Source organism: Jatrophihabitans sp. (genome assembly GCF_051960575.1).
Taxonomy (GTDB): domain Bacteria; phylum Actinomycetota; class Actinomycetes; order Mycobacteriales; family Jatrophihabitantaceae; genus JBQCEE01.
Window position 1 is genome coordinate 1 of the sequence record NZ_JBQCEE010000295.1, and the last position, 16,228, is coordinate 16,228.

13 protein-coding genes are annotated in these 16,228 nt (G+C 72.4%); 6 read left to right on the forward strand and 7 right to left on the reverse strand.

The features are described from left to right. A partial coding sequence (locus tag ACTHMS_RS16470) for a bifunctional acetate--CoA ligase family protein/GNAT family N-acetyltransferase (RefSeq protein WP_440307750.1) occupies window positions 1–2,253 on the reverse strand: 2,253 nt, incomplete at its 3' end. Next, entirely contained in the window at window positions 2,246–3,418 is a 1,173-nt protein-coding gene (locus ACTHMS_RS16475) for an acetoin utilization protein AcuC (protein WP_440307751.1), read from the reverse strand. The genes ACTHMS_RS16470 and ACTHMS_RS16475, both read right to left, overlap by 8 nt. A 23-nt stretch (window positions 3,419–3,441) precedes the next feature. On the opposite strand from ACTHMS_RS16475, the gene ACTHMS_RS16480 reads away from it, so the two are divergent. Next, a complete protein-coding gene (locus tag ACTHMS_RS16480; RefSeq protein ID WP_440307752.1) occupies window positions 3,442–4,020 on the forward strand; it encodes a GNAT family N-acetyltransferase in 579 nt (192 codons plus the stop codon). Between the two features lie 169 nt (window positions 4,021–4,189). Here the strand turns inward: ACTHMS_RS16480 and ACTHMS_RS16485 are convergent, their stop codons facing one another. From ACTHMS_RS16485 to ACTHMS_RS16495, 3 genes are read right to left on the reverse strand one after another with little or no spacing between them, the layout of a single operon-like run. Beyond that, window positions 4,190–5,341, reverse strand: coding sequence for a cystathionine gamma-synthase (locus ACTHMS_RS16485; RefSeq protein ID WP_440307753.1), 1,152 nt, complete (start codon window positions 5,339–5,341; stop codon window positions 4,190–4,192). Continuing rightward, window positions 5,338–6,183, reverse strand: coding sequence for a DNA-methyltransferase (locus ACTHMS_RS16490; protein ID WP_440307754.1), 846 nt, complete (start codon window positions 6,181–6,183; stop codon window positions 5,338–5,340). The genes ACTHMS_RS16485 and ACTHMS_RS16490 overlap by 4 nt, the downstream gene beginning before the upstream one ends. Window positions 6,184–6,188: 5 nt before the next feature. Continuing rightward, window positions 6,189–7,550 (reverse strand): cystathionine beta-synthase, encoded by a 1,362-nt coding sequence (locus ACTHMS_RS16495; RefSeq protein ID WP_440307755.1) that lies wholly within the window; start codon window positions 7,548–7,550, stop codon window positions 6,189–6,191. 36 nt (window positions 7,551–7,586) lie between these two features. On the opposite strand from ACTHMS_RS16495, the gene ACTHMS_RS16500 reads away from it, so the two are divergent. Together ACTHMS_RS16500 and ACTHMS_RS16505 are read left to right on the forward strand one after the other, a co-directional pair. Further along, window positions 7,587–8,615, forward strand: a complete 1,029-nt coding sequence (locus ACTHMS_RS16500) for an SGNH/GDSL hydrolase family protein (protein WP_440307756.1) — start codon at window positions 7,587–7,589, stop codon at window positions 8,613–8,615. A 104-nt stretch (window positions 8,616–8,719) separates the two neighbouring features. Next, the gene (locus ACTHMS_RS16505; protein ID WP_440307757.1) at window positions 8,720–9,940 is read left to right on the forward strand and encodes an acetyl-CoA C-acetyltransferase; all 1,221 of its coding nucleotides are present in this window, start codon (window positions 8,720–8,722) and stop codon (window positions 9,938–9,940) included. A gap of 504 nt (window positions 9,941–10,444) precedes the next feature. Here the strand turns inward: ACTHMS_RS16505 and ACTHMS_RS16510 are convergent. After that, entirely contained in the window at window positions 10,445–11,236 is a 792-nt protein-coding gene (locus ACTHMS_RS16510; protein WP_440307758.1) for a Bax inhibitor-1/YccA family protein, read from the reverse strand. 213 nt (window positions 11,237–11,449) lie between these two features. On the opposite strand from ACTHMS_RS16510, the gene ACTHMS_RS16515 reads away from it, so the two are divergent. Together ACTHMS_RS16515 and ACTHMS_RS16520 are read left to right on the forward strand one after the other, a co-directional pair. Then, window positions 11,450–12,772 carry an acyl-CoA dehydrogenase family protein gene (locus tag ACTHMS_RS16515; RefSeq protein WP_440307759.1) on the forward strand — a complete coding sequence of 441 codons (1,323 nt, stop codon included), beginning with the start codon at window positions 11,450–11,452 and terminating at the stop codon, window positions 12,770–12,772. Beyond that, window positions 12,769–13,986: an acyl-CoA dehydrogenase family protein gene (locus ACTHMS_RS16520; RefSeq protein ID WP_440307760.1), complete on the forward strand. Its 1,218-nt coding sequence runs from the start codon at window positions 12,769–12,771 to the stop codon at window positions 13,984–13,986. The genes ACTHMS_RS16515 and ACTHMS_RS16520 overlap by 4 nt, the downstream gene beginning before the upstream one ends. A gap of 177 nt (window positions 13,987–14,163) precedes the next feature. Here the strand turns inward: ACTHMS_RS16520 and ACTHMS_RS16525 are convergent, their stop codons facing one another. Then, window positions 14,164–15,024, reverse strand: coding sequence for an SGNH/GDSL hydrolase family protein (locus ACTHMS_RS16525; RefSeq protein WP_440307761.1), 861 nt, complete (start codon window positions 15,022–15,024; stop codon window positions 14,164–14,166). Window positions 15,025–15,121: 97 nt separating this feature from the next. Between ACTHMS_RS16525 and ACTHMS_RS16530 the strand changes: the two genes are divergently transcribed. Next, the gene (locus ACTHMS_RS16530; protein WP_440307762.1) at window positions 15,122–16,096 is read left to right on the forward strand and encodes a pirin family protein; all 975 of its coding nucleotides are present in this window, start codon (window positions 15,122–15,124) and stop codon (window positions 16,094–16,096) included. Window positions 16,097–16,228 lie beyond the last annotated feature (132 nt).

Consider the following 16,228-nt stretch of genomic DNA (forward strand, 5'->3'; position numbering starts at 1 on the left):
GGCCTCGGTGAGCGGCACGATCGCGTAGGCCCGGTCGTCGAGCAGTTCGGTGGCGACACCGGCGAGGCCGAACGCGAGGAGCGACCCGAACGCGCCGTGCTCCTGCAACGCGATCCGCACCCCGACCGCGTCGACCGGCACCTCGGACGACAGGTCGAGCCCGTACGCCGCGAGCAGGCCCGACACCTCGCCGGCGTCGAGCTCGCGCCCGTCTGGGGTCGCGGCGAGCACCCCCTCGACGAGCGCCCGCGCAGCGGCACGGTCGATCCCGGCCGGCGTGGGCACCGGGCTGATCGGCCGACGGCGCCACGCGGCGTACCGCGCCGCCCGGGCCAGCGCGCGCACGGCCCGCTCGGGCGACAGGAACGACGGCACCGAGCCCGGCGCGGGATGGGTGTCGCCGGGGGCGGCGAGCGCCTCCGGTACGCCCTGGATGCCGAGGAAGGTCGAGACGATCGGCTTGCCGCCCTGCGGCGCCAGCCGCCGCACCACCTCGGCCACCCGCTCACCGCTCGCCGGGGGCAGGGCGGGCGCGAAGATCACGATGACGGCGTCGACGTCGTCGTCGTCGAGCGCCTCCTGCAACGCCTGCTCGTAGAGCTCGGGCGGCGCGTCGTTGCCGAGGTCGCGCGACCAGGCCGCGGTGAGCCCCTCGGCCGCGCAGGCGTTCGCGACGAGCACGCCGAGCGCGGCCGAGTTGCCGACGACCGCGACACGGTCGCCCTTCGGCAGCGGCTGCGAGGTGAGCAGCAGCGCGATGTCGAACAGGTCGCCGACGACGTCCACCCGGATCACGCCGGTGCGGTCGAAGAGTGCGCGCACGACCTGCGGCGGCAGCTCGGTCGTCGTCGCCGCGAGCCCGGGCACCACCACACCTGCACCGCTGTTGAGGGCGATGATCGGCTTGGTGCGCCCGACGCGTCGGGCGAGCCGCGCGAACTTGCGCGGGTTGCCGAACGACTCGAGGTACATGAGCACGACGTCGGTCGAGTCGTCGGTCTCCCAGTACTGCAACAGGTCGTTGCCGGACACGTCGGCGCGGTTGCCGGCCGACACGAACGTCGACATGCCGAGCCCGCGGCGGGCCGCCTCGTTCAGCACGACGATGCCGAGCGTGCCGGACTGGCAGAAGAACCCGGCCCGCCCGCGCAGCGGCGCCACCGGCGCGAGCGACGCGTTGAGCGACACCGTCGGGTCGGTGTTGACGATGCCGAGGCAGTTCGGGCCGACCAGCCGCATGCCGTTGCGGCGCGCCTCGTCGAGCAGCGCGACCTGCCGGTCGTGCCCGGCCGCCCGCTCGTCGTCGTCGCCCCGCTCGCCGAATCCGCCCGACACGACGACGATGCCCCGCACCCCGGCCTCGCCGCACTGGCGCACCACGTCGTCGACCCGGTCGGCGGGGATCGCCAGCACGGCGAGGTCGACCGAGCCGGGGATGTCGCCGATCGAGGCGAACGCCGGGACGCCGCTGACATGGCGCTCGCGCTCGTTGACCGGGTACAGCGGGCCCTGGAAGCCCGCGCGCAGCAGGTTCTGGAACACCGCGTGCGCGATCTTCGTGTCGTCGTTGCTCGCGCCGACCATCGCCACCGACCGCGGGTGCAACAGGCGTTGGATCGAGCGTCCCTCGGCGTGCCGCTCACGCTCCTGCGCCACCGCCTCGGTGACCGCGGTGGCGTCGATGCCGAACTCGAGCGTCACCTCACCGAACTCGAGATGCCGTGCCACCTCGTACCCGGCGTCGCGGAAGACCCGCATCATCGCGCCGTTCTCGGCGAGCACGATCGCCTGGAACCGCTCGATGCCCGACTCGCGTCCGGCGGCGGCGAGGTGTTCGAGCAGGATCGAGCCGATGCCGCGTCCCTGGTGGTCGTCGGCGACGACGAAGGCGACCTCGGCCTCGACCGGCGTCGTCCCGGGCGGCGTGATCCGCTCGTAGCGGCCGACGGCGATGATCTCGTCGCCGAGCACGGCCACGATGCCGACGCGGTCGTGGTGGTCCATGTGGGTGAACTTGTAGAGGTCGCGCTCGGGGATGCGCGGGTAGGCGCTGAAGTAGCGCAGGTAGCGGGTGCGGGCCGACAGGCCGGCGTGGAAACGCACCAGTGCGTCGGCGTCGGCCGGCCGAATGGGACGCAGCCGCACGACCCCGCCATCGGCGACGACCACGTCGGCCGACCAGTGCGCGGGTGGTTCCGGGTCGACGTCGGGGAACTCGTCCGGGTCGAGCACCTCGTCGGTCGGCTCAGTCACGTGGATCGTCCGGGTCGAGGCTGTGCAGCGGGTATACGGCGCGGCGGGTCGCGGCGATGGCGCCGTCGAGCCAGCCCTCGCCGCCGGGCTGCCACGGTTCGTACGGACGCAGCACCGTCTCGCCCATCGACTCGGGCAGCCGGCCCTGGTAGCCGATGTCGCGCAGGTGCTTCGTCCACTCGGCGGGGATCGGCGTGCTCGGCGCGACCTGCACGCCCGTGGCCTCGGCCAGCAGGTGCGTCCAGGTGCGCGGCACGCAGCGCACCAGCCCGTACCCGCCGCCGCCGAAGGCGAGCCAGCGTCCGCCCGCGGTCTCGTGCGCGAGCTGGTGCAGCGCGGCGATCGCGGCGCGCTGCCCGTCGATCGACAGCTCGAGGTTGGCGAGCGGGTCCTCGTGGTGGGTGTCGCAGCCGCACTGGGTGACGAGCACGTCGGGACGGAAGGCGCGCAGCAGTCCGGGCACGACCGCGTGGAACGCGCGCAGCCAGCCGCGGTCGTTCGTGCCCGGGGGCAGCGCGACGTTCACCGCGGTGCCCTCGGCCGCGCCCTCGCCGATCTCACTCGCCATGCCGGTGCCCGGGAACAGGGTGCGGGGGTCCTGGTGCAGGCTGATCGTCAGCACCCGCGGATCGCGGTAGAAGGCCGCCTGCACGCCGTCACCGTGGTGCACGTCGATGTCGACGTAGGCGACCCGCTTCGCACCGGCGGCGAGCAGGGTGGTGATGGCGAGCACGACGTCGTTGAAGACGCAGAACCCGGACGCGTACCCGCGCATCGCGTGGTGCAGCCCGCCGGCGATGTTCACGGCGTGCTCGAACTCGCCGCGCCAGAGCATGGTCGCAGCGGCGGCCGATCCGCCGGCGACGAGCGCCGACGCGTCGTACATGCCCGCGAAGACAGGGTCGTCGGTGGTGCCGAGGCCGTAGCCGCTGAACGTCGGGTCGTCGCTCGCGCGCCGCACGGCCGCGAGGTAGTCGGCGTCGTGCACCGTCAGCAGCTGCTGCTCGTCGGCCGCGTGCGCCGGGCGCAGTTCGAGCCGGTCGAGCACCCCGAGCGACCGGGCCAGGCGCATGGTGAAGTCGAGTCGGATCGGGTTCAGCGGGTGGTCGCCGAAGTCGTACGCCAGGTACCCGTCGTCCCAGATCGCGCCCGCGCGGCACTCCATGCGTCCGACGGTAGCGTGCGGCTGTGACGTCCACCGGCCTGCATCCGGCCTATCCGATCGGGACCGAACGGCTCTTGTTGCGGCCGGTCACCGCGGCCGACGTCGACGACCTGCACGCCTACAAGCAGCTGCCCGATGCGGTGCGGTACGTGCCGTACCCGCCGCAGACCCGCGCGCAGGTCGCCGAGCGGATCGGGTCGGGTGGCTACCCCGCGAGCATGGACGCCGCGCCGGCGCACCTCTGCCTGGCGGTCGAGCGCCGCGACGAGCCCGGCGTCATCGGCGACGTCGTGCTGATGTGGCACAGCGCCGAGCAGCGCAGCGGCGAGATCGGCTACATCTTCCACCCGCGTGTCGCCGGCCAGGGATACGCCACCGAGGCCGCCCGCGCGCTGCTGCGCCTCGGCTTCGACGACCTCGGGCTGCACCGCATCGTCGCCCGCCTGGACGCCCGCAACACCGCGTCCGCCCGCGTCGCCGAGCGCCTCGGCATGCGGCGCGAGGCGCACTTCCTGCGCGACGACTGGTTCAAGGACGAGTGGACCGACACCTTCGTCTACGCCCTGCTCGAGGACGAATGGCGCGCCGCCTCGACCGGCTGACGCCACCCCGCCTCGCACCCGCTCGTCCGGACGCGTTGTCCCGCTGTACCGGGAGATGAGGCCGGGATGTCCCGGCGCTCCGGGACGACGCAGCCCGATCTCCCGGAGCTGCGGGACAAGGCGCCGACAGTTGCCGGAGTTGCGGGACAAGCCGGGGGGACGCGGGCGATTACGCCAGGGCGGACGCGAGGTCGGCGAGCAGGTCGTCGACGTCCTCGATGCCGACCGACAGGCGGACGAGGTCGGACGGCACCTCGAGCGGCGAGCCCGCGACCGACATGTGGGTCATGCGGGCGGGGTGCTCGATCAGCGACTCGACGCCGCCGAGGGACTCGCCGAGGGTGAAGACGTCGACGAGCCCGCACACCTTGAGCGCGGCCTCCTCGCCGCCCCGCATGCGGAACGACACCATGCCGCCGTAGTCGCGCATCTGCTTGCTCGCGACGGCGTGCCCGGGGTCGGTCGGCAGGCCGGGGTACAGCACCTGCGACACCCCCGGGTGCTCGACGAGGAACTCGACGATGCGCTGCGCGTTGGCGCAGTGCCGGTCCATGCGCAGGCCGAGCGTCTTGATGCCGCGCAGCACCAGCCACGCGTCGAACGGCCCGGCCACGGCGCCCATCGCGTTCTGGTGGAATGCCAGCTCGTCACCGAGCTCGGCGGACGCCGCCACGAGCGCTCCCCCGACGACGTCGCTGTGCCCGCCGAGGTACTTCGTGGTCGAGTGCACGACGACGTCCGCACCGAGACTCAACGGCTGTTGCAGGTAGGGCGAGGCGAAGGTGTTGTCGACGGCGAGCTTCGCGCCTGCGTCGTGCGCGATGGTCGCAAGCTCGGCGATGTCGGCGATGCCGAGCAGCGGGTTGGTCGGGGTCTCGCACCACAGCACGGTGGTGTTCGGCCGCACCGCGGCGCGCACCGCGTCGAGGTCACCGAGCGGCACCGGCGTGTACTCGATCCCCCACCGCGTCAGCACGCGCGCGACGAGCCGGAACGTGCCGCCGTACGCGTCGCCCGGCAGGATCACGTGGTCGCCCGGCTTGCAGACGGTGCGGAAGAACGCGTCCTCGGCCGCCAGCCCGGACGCGAACGCCAGCCCCCGCGCACCGCCTTCGAGCGCGGCCAGCGCCTCCTCGAGCGCGGTGCGGGTCGGGTTCGCCGAGCGGCTGTACTCGTAGCCGCCACGCAGCCCGCCGACGCCGTCCTGCTTGTACGTCGAGGTCTGGTAGATCGGCACCGCCACCGAGCCGGTGAGCCGGTCGGGCTCCTGCCCCGCGTGGATCGCCCGGGTGTTGAAGCCGGGGCCCTCGAATGTGCTCATGCCGTCACGACCTCCACGTCGGGGATGCGCCTGCTGATGATGTCGACCGCGTCCGGGTTGCAGTCGACGAGGACGAACCGCCGCCCGAGCGCGCGGGCAACCGCTCCGGTCGTCCCGCTGCCGGCGAAGAAGTCGAGCACCCGGTCGCCCGGACGCGACGACGCCGACACCACCCGCCGCACCACGCCCTCCGGCTTCTGGTTCGGATACCCGGTCTTCTCGCGGCCGTTCGTCGGGACGATCGTGTGCCACCACACGTCGGTCGGCAGCTTGCCGCGCGCGGCCTTCTCGGGCGTCACGAGATTCGGAGCCATGTACGGGATGCGCTCGATGGCGTCCTGGTCGAAGAAGTGCCCGCCCGGCGTGCGCACGTACACGAGGATCGTGTCGTGCTTGGCCGGCCACCGGTCACGCGCACGCCCGCCGTAGTCGTAGGCCCAGATGATCTCGTTGAGGAACGCGTCGCGGCCGAAGACGCCGTCGAGCAGCAGCTTCACGTACGCGGCCTCGCGCTGGTCGACGTGCACGTAGATGGTGCCGCTCGCCGTCAGCAGTCGTCGCGCCTCGACGAGCCGCGGCTCGAGGTAGCCGAGGTAGTCGTCGAACACGTCGAGGTAGGCGTGCCTGGCCGTCTCGACGGTCGTGTAGCGCAGCCCGTGGAAGCCGACCCGGTCACCGTCCGCCGACGGCGTCGTGCGCAGCGTCCGCCGCCGCTGCACCCCACCGGTGTTGAACGGAGGGTCGATGTAGATCAGCTGCACCGACTCGTCCGGCAGCGTCGGCAGGACGGCGAGGTTGTCGCCCAGCACCACCCAGTCGCGCTCGCGCGCGAGATCGAGCACGGCGGTCAGGCGCGGGCGAGGTGACCGAGCAGGTCCTGCCGCGTGAGCACGCCGGCCGGCTTGCCGTCGACGTGCACGAGCAGGGCGTCGGCGTGCCCGAGCGCCGTGACCGCCGCGGACACCGGCTCGCCCGAGCCGATGATGGGCAGCGGCGCCGACATGTGCTTCTCGAGCGCGTCGGCCAGCGAGGCGGTGCCCGCGAACAGCGCGTCGAGCAGCGCCTTCTCCGACACCGAGCCCACCACCTCGCCGGCGGTCACCGGCGGCTCGGCCCGCACGACCGGCAGCTGCGAGACGCCGTACTCGCGCAGGATGTCGATCGCGTCGCGCACCGTCTCGTTCGGGTGGGCGTGCACGAGCGTGGGAGTGTCGCCGGACTTCGACCGCAGCACGTCCTCGACGCTCGTGGCACCCGGGGTGCCGAGGAAGCCGTAGTCGGCCATCCACGCGTCGTTGAAGATCTTGCTGAGGTAGCCGCGTCCGCCGTCGGGCAGCAGCACCACGACGACGTCGTCGGGCCCGAGACGCTCGGCGACCCGCAGCGCGGCGGCGGCGGCCATGCCGCACGAGCCACCGACGAGCAGCCCCTCCTCGCGGGCGAGACGACGGGTCATCGCGAACGAGTCGCCGTCGCTGACGGCGATGACCTCGTCGACGATCGCCGGGTCGTAGGTGGTCGGCCAGAAGTCCTCGCCGACGCCCTCGACGAGGTAGGGACGCCCCGTGCCGCCCGAGTACACCGAGCCCTCGGGGTCGGCGGCGATGACGCGCACGTCGCCGTGCTCCTTGAGGTAGCGCCCGACGCCGGACAGCGTGCCGCCCGTGCCGGCGCCCGCGACGAAGTGCGTGATGCGTCCCTCGGTCTGCTCCCAGATCTCGGGGCCGGTGGTCTCGTAGTGCGACCGGGGGTTGTTCGGGTTCGCGTACTGGTCGGGCTTCCAGGCGTTCGGGGTCTCGCGGGCCAGCCGGTCGCTGACCGAGTAGTACGAGCGGGGGTCCTCGGGAGCGACGGCGGTCGGGCAGACGACGACCTCGGCGCCGTACGCGCGCAGCGTGTTGATCTTGTCCTGACTCACCTTGTCGGGGCAGACGAAGATGCAGCTGTAGCCGCGCTGCTGCGCGACCAGCGCCAGCCCGACGCCGGTGTTGCCGGACGTCGGCTCGACGATCGTGCCGCCGGGCTTCAGCTCGCCGGACGCCTCGGCGGCGTCGATCATGCGGACGGCGATGCGGTCCTTCACCGAGCCGCCGGGGTTGAAGTACTCGACCTTGGCCAGCACGGTCGGTGCGAGGCCGTTCGTGACGGTGTTCAACCGGATCAGCGGGGTGTTGCCGATCAGGTCGACCACGGTGTTGGCGTAGCGCATGACTCGCACGGTAGTGGTTTGGCTAGGGTGCCAGCGATGACTCCCGACCCTCGACGCGCGGCGACCGCGGCCTGGCGTGCGCGGCTCGCCGACCGTCGGGTGCGGCGGGCGGCGCTGTGGGGCGGGGCCGGCGTCGGCGCCGGGGTCGCCGGACTCGGCGGGCTGGCCGGCCTGCTCGTGCTCGACACCAAGATCGCCCGCCGGCGCATCCCCGTCGCCGCCGTCGCTCCCCCGGTCTCGCACGACACGGTGTGGACTGCGGCGGGTGTGAGCGCGCGGCGTCCGCCGATCCACATCGCCCTGCTCGGCGACTCGACGGCGGCGGGCTACGGCGCGAAGAGCGAGCGCGAGACGCCGGCGGCGCAGCTGGCCACCCAGATCTCGCTGGCGGCCCGGCGTCCGGTGCACGTCACCAACGTCGCCGTCGTGGGCGCGCAGTCGAGCCAACTGCCCGACCAGCTCGCCCGCCTGGACGCCCGCCGCTGGCCCGAGCTCGCGCTCATCATGATCGGTGCGAACGACGTGAAGGATCGCGTGAGCCCGGCCGACGCGTGCCGGCACCTGGACGCGGTGGTGCGGGATCTGGTCGAGCGCGGCTCGGAGATCATCGTCAGCACCTGTCCCGACCTGGGCACCGTCGCGCCGCTGCCGCAGCCGCTGCGCTTCTTCGCACGGCGCTGGTCGCGGCAGATGGCGCGCGCGCAGACGGTGACGGTGGTGCAGGCCGGCGGACGCACGGTGTCGATGGCCGACCTGCTGGGGCCGATCTTCGCCACGCGCAAGGACCTCTTCGCCGAGGACCGCTTCCACCCCAGCGCCGAGGGCTACGCCGAGGCCGTCCGGGCGCTGCTCCCGTCGTGCCTCGACGCGCTCGGGCTGCAGACGCGGGCCCGCTCGGCGAGCGCGTTCACCACCCGGCGCATGAAGCCGGTCGAGAAGGCGGCCGCCCAGGCGGTGTCGCGTCCGGGTGCCGAGGTCGTCGCGGCCGAGCCGCGCACGCCCTGGCACCACGGCGTGCAGGCCCGGCTGCGGCGCCGGCGACCCGCCGGGGGCCTGGTCGACTGACCCGTCCGGCCGGGCGGCCGGGTGTTCCGTGCGCCGCACTCGCGCCGAATGTGTCGGTGGTGTGTCCTAGTGTCGGTTGATCGCGCCGACCCCGAGGAGTAGCCATGCCCGAAGCCGTCATCGTCTCTGTCGCCCGCTCGCCGATCGGGCGCGCCGGCAAGGGCTCGCTCGTCTCGATGCGTCCGGACGACCTGGCCGCGCAGATCGTGCGGGCGGCCCTCGACCAGGTGCCCGCGCTCGACCCGCGCGACATCGACGACCTCATCATGGGCTGCGGCCAGCCGGGCGGTGAGAGCGGCTTCAACATCGGCCGAGCGGTGGCCGTCGAGCTCGGCTACGACTTCCTGCCCGGCACCACGGTGAACCGGTACTGCTCGTCGTCGCTGCAGACCTCGCGCATGGCGATGCACGCCATCAAGGCCGGCGAGGGCGACGTGTTCATCTCGGCCGGCGTCGAGACGGTGTCGCGGTTCGTGAACGGCAGCTCCGACGGCTGGCCGAACAGCCAGAACCCGTACTACGACGAAGCGAAGGCGCGCACGGCCAAGGTCGCCGAGTCGGGCGCGGCCGAGTGGCACGACCCGCGCGAGGACGGCAACGTGCCCGACCTCTACATCGCGATGGGTCAGACGGCCGAGAACCTCGCGCTGCTCAAGGACGTCAGCCGCGAGGACATGGACCACTTCGGCGTCCGCTCGCAGAACCTCGCCGAGCAGGCCATCGCCAACGGATTCTGGGCCAAGGACATCACCCCGGTGACGCTGCCCGACGGCACGGTCGTCTCGAAGGACGACGGCCCCCGCGCCGGTGTCACCTACGAGGCCGTCTCGCAGCTCAAGCCGGTGTTCCGCCCCGACGGCCGCGTCACCGCGGGCAACTGCTGCCCGCTGAACGACGGCGCCGCCGCGGTGGTCATCATGAGCGACACGAAGGCCGCCCAGCTCGGCCTCACCCCGCTCGCGCGGATCGTGTCGACCGGCGTCTCGGGCCTCTCACCCGAGATCATGGGCTACGGCCCGGTCGAGGCCTCGAAGCGCGCCCTCGCCCGCGCCGGGCTCAGCATCGACGACATCGACCTGGTCGAGATCAACGAGGCCTTCGCCGCCCAGGTGCTGCCCTCGACCCGCGACCTCGGCATCGACATGGACCGGCTCAACGTCAACGGCGGCGCGATCGCCGTCGGCCACCCGTTCGGCATGACCGGCGCCCGCATCACGAGCACGCTCATCCACTCGCTGCAGCACCACGACAAGCAGTTCGGCCTCGAGACGATGTGTGTCGGCGGCGGCCAGGGCATGGCGATGGTGCTCGAGCGCCTCTCCTGAGGCGTCCGCCCGCACGACAGGACGCCCCGCCGCGCGGCACCAGAAATCTGCCGCGTGGCGGGGCGTCACCTTCTTCCGGGCGCCTCGTTGGACTGGATGTCAGCGCATCGCCGGACGTTCCGTGGGGGAATGGCCGGCAGAGTGGGACGGCGCTGAGCGGTTCGATTCCGGAGATGTCCAATGGGGGAATCGCCGGCGCGGACCAGCTGAGCCCGGACGTTCGTGGGGAGCGTCCGAGCTCATAGCAGTGATCAGCAAGAACCAGCAGCGGCCAGGGCGTGGGGCCCGGCGGTTGCGACACCGAGGCGGCGGCCGTGGCGTCCCGTGAGGGGACGCCGGCCGCATCGCCCGGCGATCACCGAGGGGAATCGCCGGATGGCCCGCCCGATGCCGGACGAGGAGCAGCCCGCTGTGCGGGCCGCTCCTCGCGGCATTGAAGACACCGACGGGGCGGCACCGCGGGGTCGCGGGCCGCCCCGTCCGGGCGTGCGGTGGAACGACTGGTCAGTTGTCGCGCAGATACCCGAGCAGGCGCAGGATCTCGAGGTACAGCCACACCAGCGTGACGGTGAGGCCGAACGCGGCGTACCAGGCGAACTTCTCGTCGGCGCCGCGGCGGATGCCCTGCTCGACCATGTCGAAGTCGAGCACCAGGTTCATCGCGGCGATGACGATGCAGACCAGGCTGAACAGGATCGCGACCGGGCCGCCCGACCGCAGGCCGAGGCCGTCGCTGGTGAACAGGTAGGCGACGAGGTTGACCAGCATCAGGCCGAAGGCGCCGATGGTGGCGCCCACGACGACGCGGGTGAACTTCGGCGTGACCCGGATGGCGCCGATCTTGTAGACGAACAGCATGCCGACGGCCACCATCACGGTGCCGGTGAGGGCCTCGACGACGATGCCGGGCTTCCACTGCTCGAAGGCGTGGCTGATGCCGCCGAGCAGGGCGCCCTCGAACGCCGCGTACAGCAGCGCGGTGACGGCGTTCGCCTTCATCGTGAAGCTCATGTAGAGCCCCAGGCCGACGCCGCCGAGGGCCGACACGAGCAGCACCGGCCCGTAGTTGGCGGTCGGCACGGTCACCCAGGTGACGGCGCCCGCGGCGAGCAGCACGAACAGCATCGCGGCCGTGCGCTGCACCACCGAGTCGAGCGTCATGTAGCGCTGGCCCGGACGCGGGCCGGTGTACGCGGGGCTGTCGTACATGCCCTGCAACTCGGTCACGGACGGAGTCGGCAGGCCGTTCCCGCCGGACGCACCGCCGAAGCGACGGATGACTGGGTTCTGCGCCATCGGTGACGCTCCTCCTTCTGCACGGACTGCTCGGGGACGCCGCAGGCAGTGCACGGACGTCCTGATGGGTCAACGGTCTCACGTGCCGCCGAGTTCCCCTGCAGCCTGTGCACCGGTGCAGCAGATCACCTGGAACCGACGGTTGGCGATACGCCGAGTTTCGGGTAACTTTCCTGTGACAGCCCGTCCGTTCCCGTTCCTCCTTGGAGTGTCATGTCAGGGCGCAACCGTCGCGGTCGCGACGCCATGGGCGTCGGCCTGGCCGCGCTGAACCGACTCGCCGGCGCCGGCGTGATCGACCGCTTGAACCTGCGCAAGCCGGTCGAGCGTGCGGTCTACGAGGGCACCAAGGCGGGGTTCCGCTCGCTCGCCGTCGCGAACCGCACCTTCGCCAAGGTGCAGGGCAAGGGCCCGGCGCAGCGGCCCACCACCTCGTCCGGACGCGATCTGTTCGACCTCACCCCGAGCGACGAGCAGCAGATGATCGTCGGGGCGACCCGCGAGTTCGCCGCCGAGCTGATCCGTCCGGTCGCCCAGGAGGCCGACGCCGAGTGCGCGACGCCCGGCGAGCTGCTGAAGCGATCGGTCGCCGAGCTCGGCGTCACGATCGTCGGCGTGCCGGAGGCCCTGGGCGGCATGGGCAGCGAGCGCTCGGCCACCACGAGCGCGCTCGTCGCCGAGGCCCTGGCGCACGGCGACATGGGCATCGCCGTCGCCTGCCTCGCGCCGGCCGCGGTCAGCACGGCGCTCACCCTCTGGGGCGACCCGGCCCAGCAGGCCACCTACCTGCCGTCGTTCGTCGGCGACGACGTGCCGGCCGCCGCGCTGGCGATCACCGAGCCGCGCCCGCTGTTCGACCCGTTCCAGCTGCAGACCACGGCCCGCCGCGTCGGCGACGGCTACCTGCTGAACGGCGTCAAGTCGCTCGTACCGCGGGCGGCCCAGGGCGAGCTGTTCGTCATCGCGGCCGACCTCGAAGGCGTGCCGGCGCTGTTCCTCGTCGAGTCGGGCAGCACCGGCATCAGCGTCGAGGCCGAGCCCGCGATGGGGCTCCGTGCCGCGTCCACCGGCCGGTTGATCCTCGAGGACGTCGCCGTGCCCGCAGGCAACAAGCTCGGCGAGGCCGGCGACTACACCGAGTGCGTGCGGCTCTCGCGCATCGCGTGGGCGGCACTCGCCTGCGGCACCGGCAAGGCCGTGCTCGACTACGTGATCCCCTATGTCAACGACCGGCACGCGTTCGGTGAGCCGATCAGCCACCGGCAGGCGGTGGCGTTCATGGTCAGCAACATGGCCATCGAGCTCGAGGGTGCGCGGCTCACCATGCTGCGCGCGGCGGCGCGGGCCGAGCAGGGCAAGCCCTACGCCCGCGAGGCGGCGCTCGCCCGGAAGCTCTCGACCGAGTACGGCATGCAGATCGGCTCCAGCGGCGTGCAGCTGCTCGGCGGCCACGGCTACGTCAAGGAACACCCGGTCGAGCGCTGGTACCGCGACCTGCGCGCGATCGGCGTCATGGAGGGGGTCGTCCTCGTATGAGCATCAATCTGGAAGTGCCGAAGAAGTTCGGCGTCCTGGTCAACCAGGCGCACCAGGTCTCGACCGAGATCTTCCGGCCCATCTCGCGCAAGTACGACCGTGCGTCCGACATCGAGCCCGGTGGCCCGATCAAGGAACTCGACATGCTCGCGTCGCTCATCGACGGCATGAACGCCTCGGGCGAGCAGAGCACCGGCGCGCGCGGCGTGCGGCGCAAGGGCGGGGGCGGCGAGAACGTCAACGGCGGCAACATGTCCGGCGTGCTCTCGATCATCGAGGCGTGCTGGGGCGACGTCGCCATGGTGCTCTCGATGCCGCGCCAGGGGCTCGGCAACGCGGCGATCGCGTCGGTCGCCAACGACGAGCAGTTGGCCCGCTTCGACCACACGTGGGCCGCGATGGCCATCACCGAGCCGGGCTTCGGCTCGGACTCGGCCGCCGTGTCGACCACGGCCGTGCTCGACGGCGACCACTACGTGCTCAACGGCGAGAAGATCTACGTGACCGCCGGTGGGCGCTGCGACTCGGTGGTCGTGTGGGCGACGCTCGACAAGAGCAAGGGCCGGGCGGCGATCAAGTCCTTCGTCGTCGAGAAGGGCACGCCGGGCATGGTCGTCGAGCGGCTCGAGCACAAGCTCGGCATCCGCGCGTCCGACACGGCGACCATCCGGTTCACCGACTGCCGCGTGCCGAAGGCGAACCTCCTCGGCTCCCCCGAGATCGAGGTCGAGCAGGGCTTCGCCGGGGTCATGCAGACCTTCGACAACACGCGTCCGCTGGTGGCCGGCATGGCCGTCGGCTGCGCGCGGGCCGCGCTCGACGAGATCGAGGACCTGCTCGAGCAGGCCGGCATCGAGGTCGACTACGACCGCCCGGCCAACACCCAGCACGCGGCGGCCGCGGCGTACCTGCAGATGGAGGCCGACTGGGAGGCGGGCTACCTGCTCACCCTCGAGGCGACCTGGATGGCCGACAACAACAAGCCGAACTCGCTGCAGGCCTCGATGGCCAAGGCGAAGGCCGCCCGCGTCGGCGTCGAGATCACGACCAAGTGCGTCGAGCTCGCCGGGTCACTGGGCTACAGCGAGCACTCGCTGCTCGAGAAGTGGGCCCGCGACTCGAAGATCCTCGACATCTTCGAGGGCACGCAGCAGATCCAGCAGCTCATCATCGCCCGCCGCCTGCTGAACAAGACGAGCGCCGAGCTGAAGTAGTCGGCCCGACCCGGTCGCGTCCGACCCGCACGGTGACGGACCTCAGGATCGGGTGACGGACCTCAAGATCGGGAGACGGCGAATTCGCCGTCTCCCGATCTTCCGTTTCGTCACCCGCGGGATCGATCCGTCACCCACGGGGTCGGTCCGTCACCGTGCGCGCCCGGGGCGGGCGGGTCAGTGCAGGTGGAGCTGCTGCTGTGTCTGCAGCGCCATCTGCTGCTCGCCGAAGGCGTTGGGGTGCACGATCACCGGGTTCGTGCCGAGCAGCACGGGCTCGATCCACCGCGTGCCGATGCCCTGGCACGCGTCGTGGCCGTCGGACGCGACGCTCATGTCGACGTAGGTCGCGCCGGTCGCCGCCGCAGCCCGCTGCACCGCGTCGTTCAGCGTGGCCTGCTCGTGGCGCAGGTAGGGCACATCGCCGGACGCGACCGGCATCTGCGGGAAGCAGCCGCCGGACGCGGGCAGGATCCACGGGTAGCCGAGGATCGCGACGCGCGCGTGCGGCGCCTTGGCCCGCACCGCCCGCAGGGCCGACACGAGCGCCGGGTAGGTCGTGGTGTTGATCGTGTCCTCGAACTGCGAGCCGTACTTGTCCTTGCACGGGCTGCCCTGTCCCAGCGTCGACAGCCCGGCCGCCCCGCAGTCGAGGATCGAGTCGATGAACACGCCGCTGTCGTTGCCGCCGATCGTCATCGTGATCAGCTGCGTGCCCGCCTGCACGGCGTCCAGCTGCGGCGCGGTGCCGGGGTACTGGCCCGTGGTGAAGTCCTTCGTCTCCGCGGCTCCGCAGGTGACGTCGGTGAGGTTCGCCCCCAGCGCGGCGGCGAGGTCGTGGGGGTAGTTCGCCGTCGAGCGCAGGCACTGCGGCGCGGTGAGGTCGATCGGCAGCACGCCGGACGCCGCGCTGTACGAGTCGCCCAGCGCGACGTACCGCAGCGGCGCCGTGGACGCACCCGTCGGCGCCACGCCCAGGCCGACCGCCGCAGCGGTGACGGCGGTGATCGCGGCGGCGGTGGCGAACAGACGGCGCATGGGTGCTCCCGGGGTGCTGCGGTGGGGACGAGGACCGGTCACCGGACCAACGATCGGCAGGGCGTCGGGTCACGCCGGGCGACGTAAGGTCGAGCCCATGAGCAACCTCGACACCACGCCGCCGCTGACGACGTGCGGCGGCCGGGCGGGTGTGCCGGCCGGCCCGGTGGTCGAGATCTTCGAGGGCAAGACGGTCACGCTCGGCGAGGCGTCGGGGGTGCGGCGGCTGCTGCCGAACCTGGGACGCCGGCTGGTTGGGCCGTGGTGCTTCGTCGACCACTACGGGCCCGACGACATCGCGGCCGAGCCGGGCATGCGCGTGCCGCCGCACCCGCACATCGGGCTACAGACGGTCAGCTGGCTGCTCGAGGGCGAGATCCACCACCAGGACAGCCTCGGCAGCGACCAGGTGCTGCGGCCGGGCACGCTCGGACTGATGACGTCCGGACGCGGCATCACCCACGCCGAGAACTCGCCACCGGTGCACCCGACCGAATTGCACGGGGTGCAGCTCTGGGTCGCCCTGCCCGACGCCGCGCGGCACACCGCGCCGACGTGGGAGTACCACGCGGCGCTGCCGGTGCACCGCGACCGCGCCGGGTCGATCACCGTGATCATGGGCGGCCTCGGCGGCGCCGAGTCGCCGGGCACCGCCCACTCGCCGATGGTCGGCGCGGACATCACCCTGTCGGGCCGCGACGACGTGCACATGCCGCTCGACACCGAGTTCGAGCACGCCGTCCTGGTGATGTCCGGTTCCGTCATGGTGGACGAGACCCCGCTGGCCCCGGGCGCGATGCTCTACCTCGGCTGCGCGCGCAGCTCCATCACCATCACCGGCGCGGCCGGCGCGCGGGTGCTGCTGCTCGGCGGCGAGCCGTTCGACGAGGAGATCGTCATGTGGTGGAACTTCGTCGGCCGCACCAACGACGAGATCGTCGCCGCGCGCGCCGCGTACCTCGCGCGCGACGCCGCGTTCCCCGACATCGACGGCTTCGACGGCTACCGCATGCCGCCGCCCGAACTGCCGGCTGGGCGGCTCAAGCCCGGCGGCGCCGTCCGCCACCCCTGACCGCCGCCCCGAGCGGGGGCGGGGGCGCGCCTGGGGGGGCGGGGGCGCCGCCCCGGGCCGCCCCCCCGCCGCGTGAGGCGACCGCCCGCGCCGGCTCCGGCCCGCGGGGTGCGGTGGGGAGGATTTGGCGCA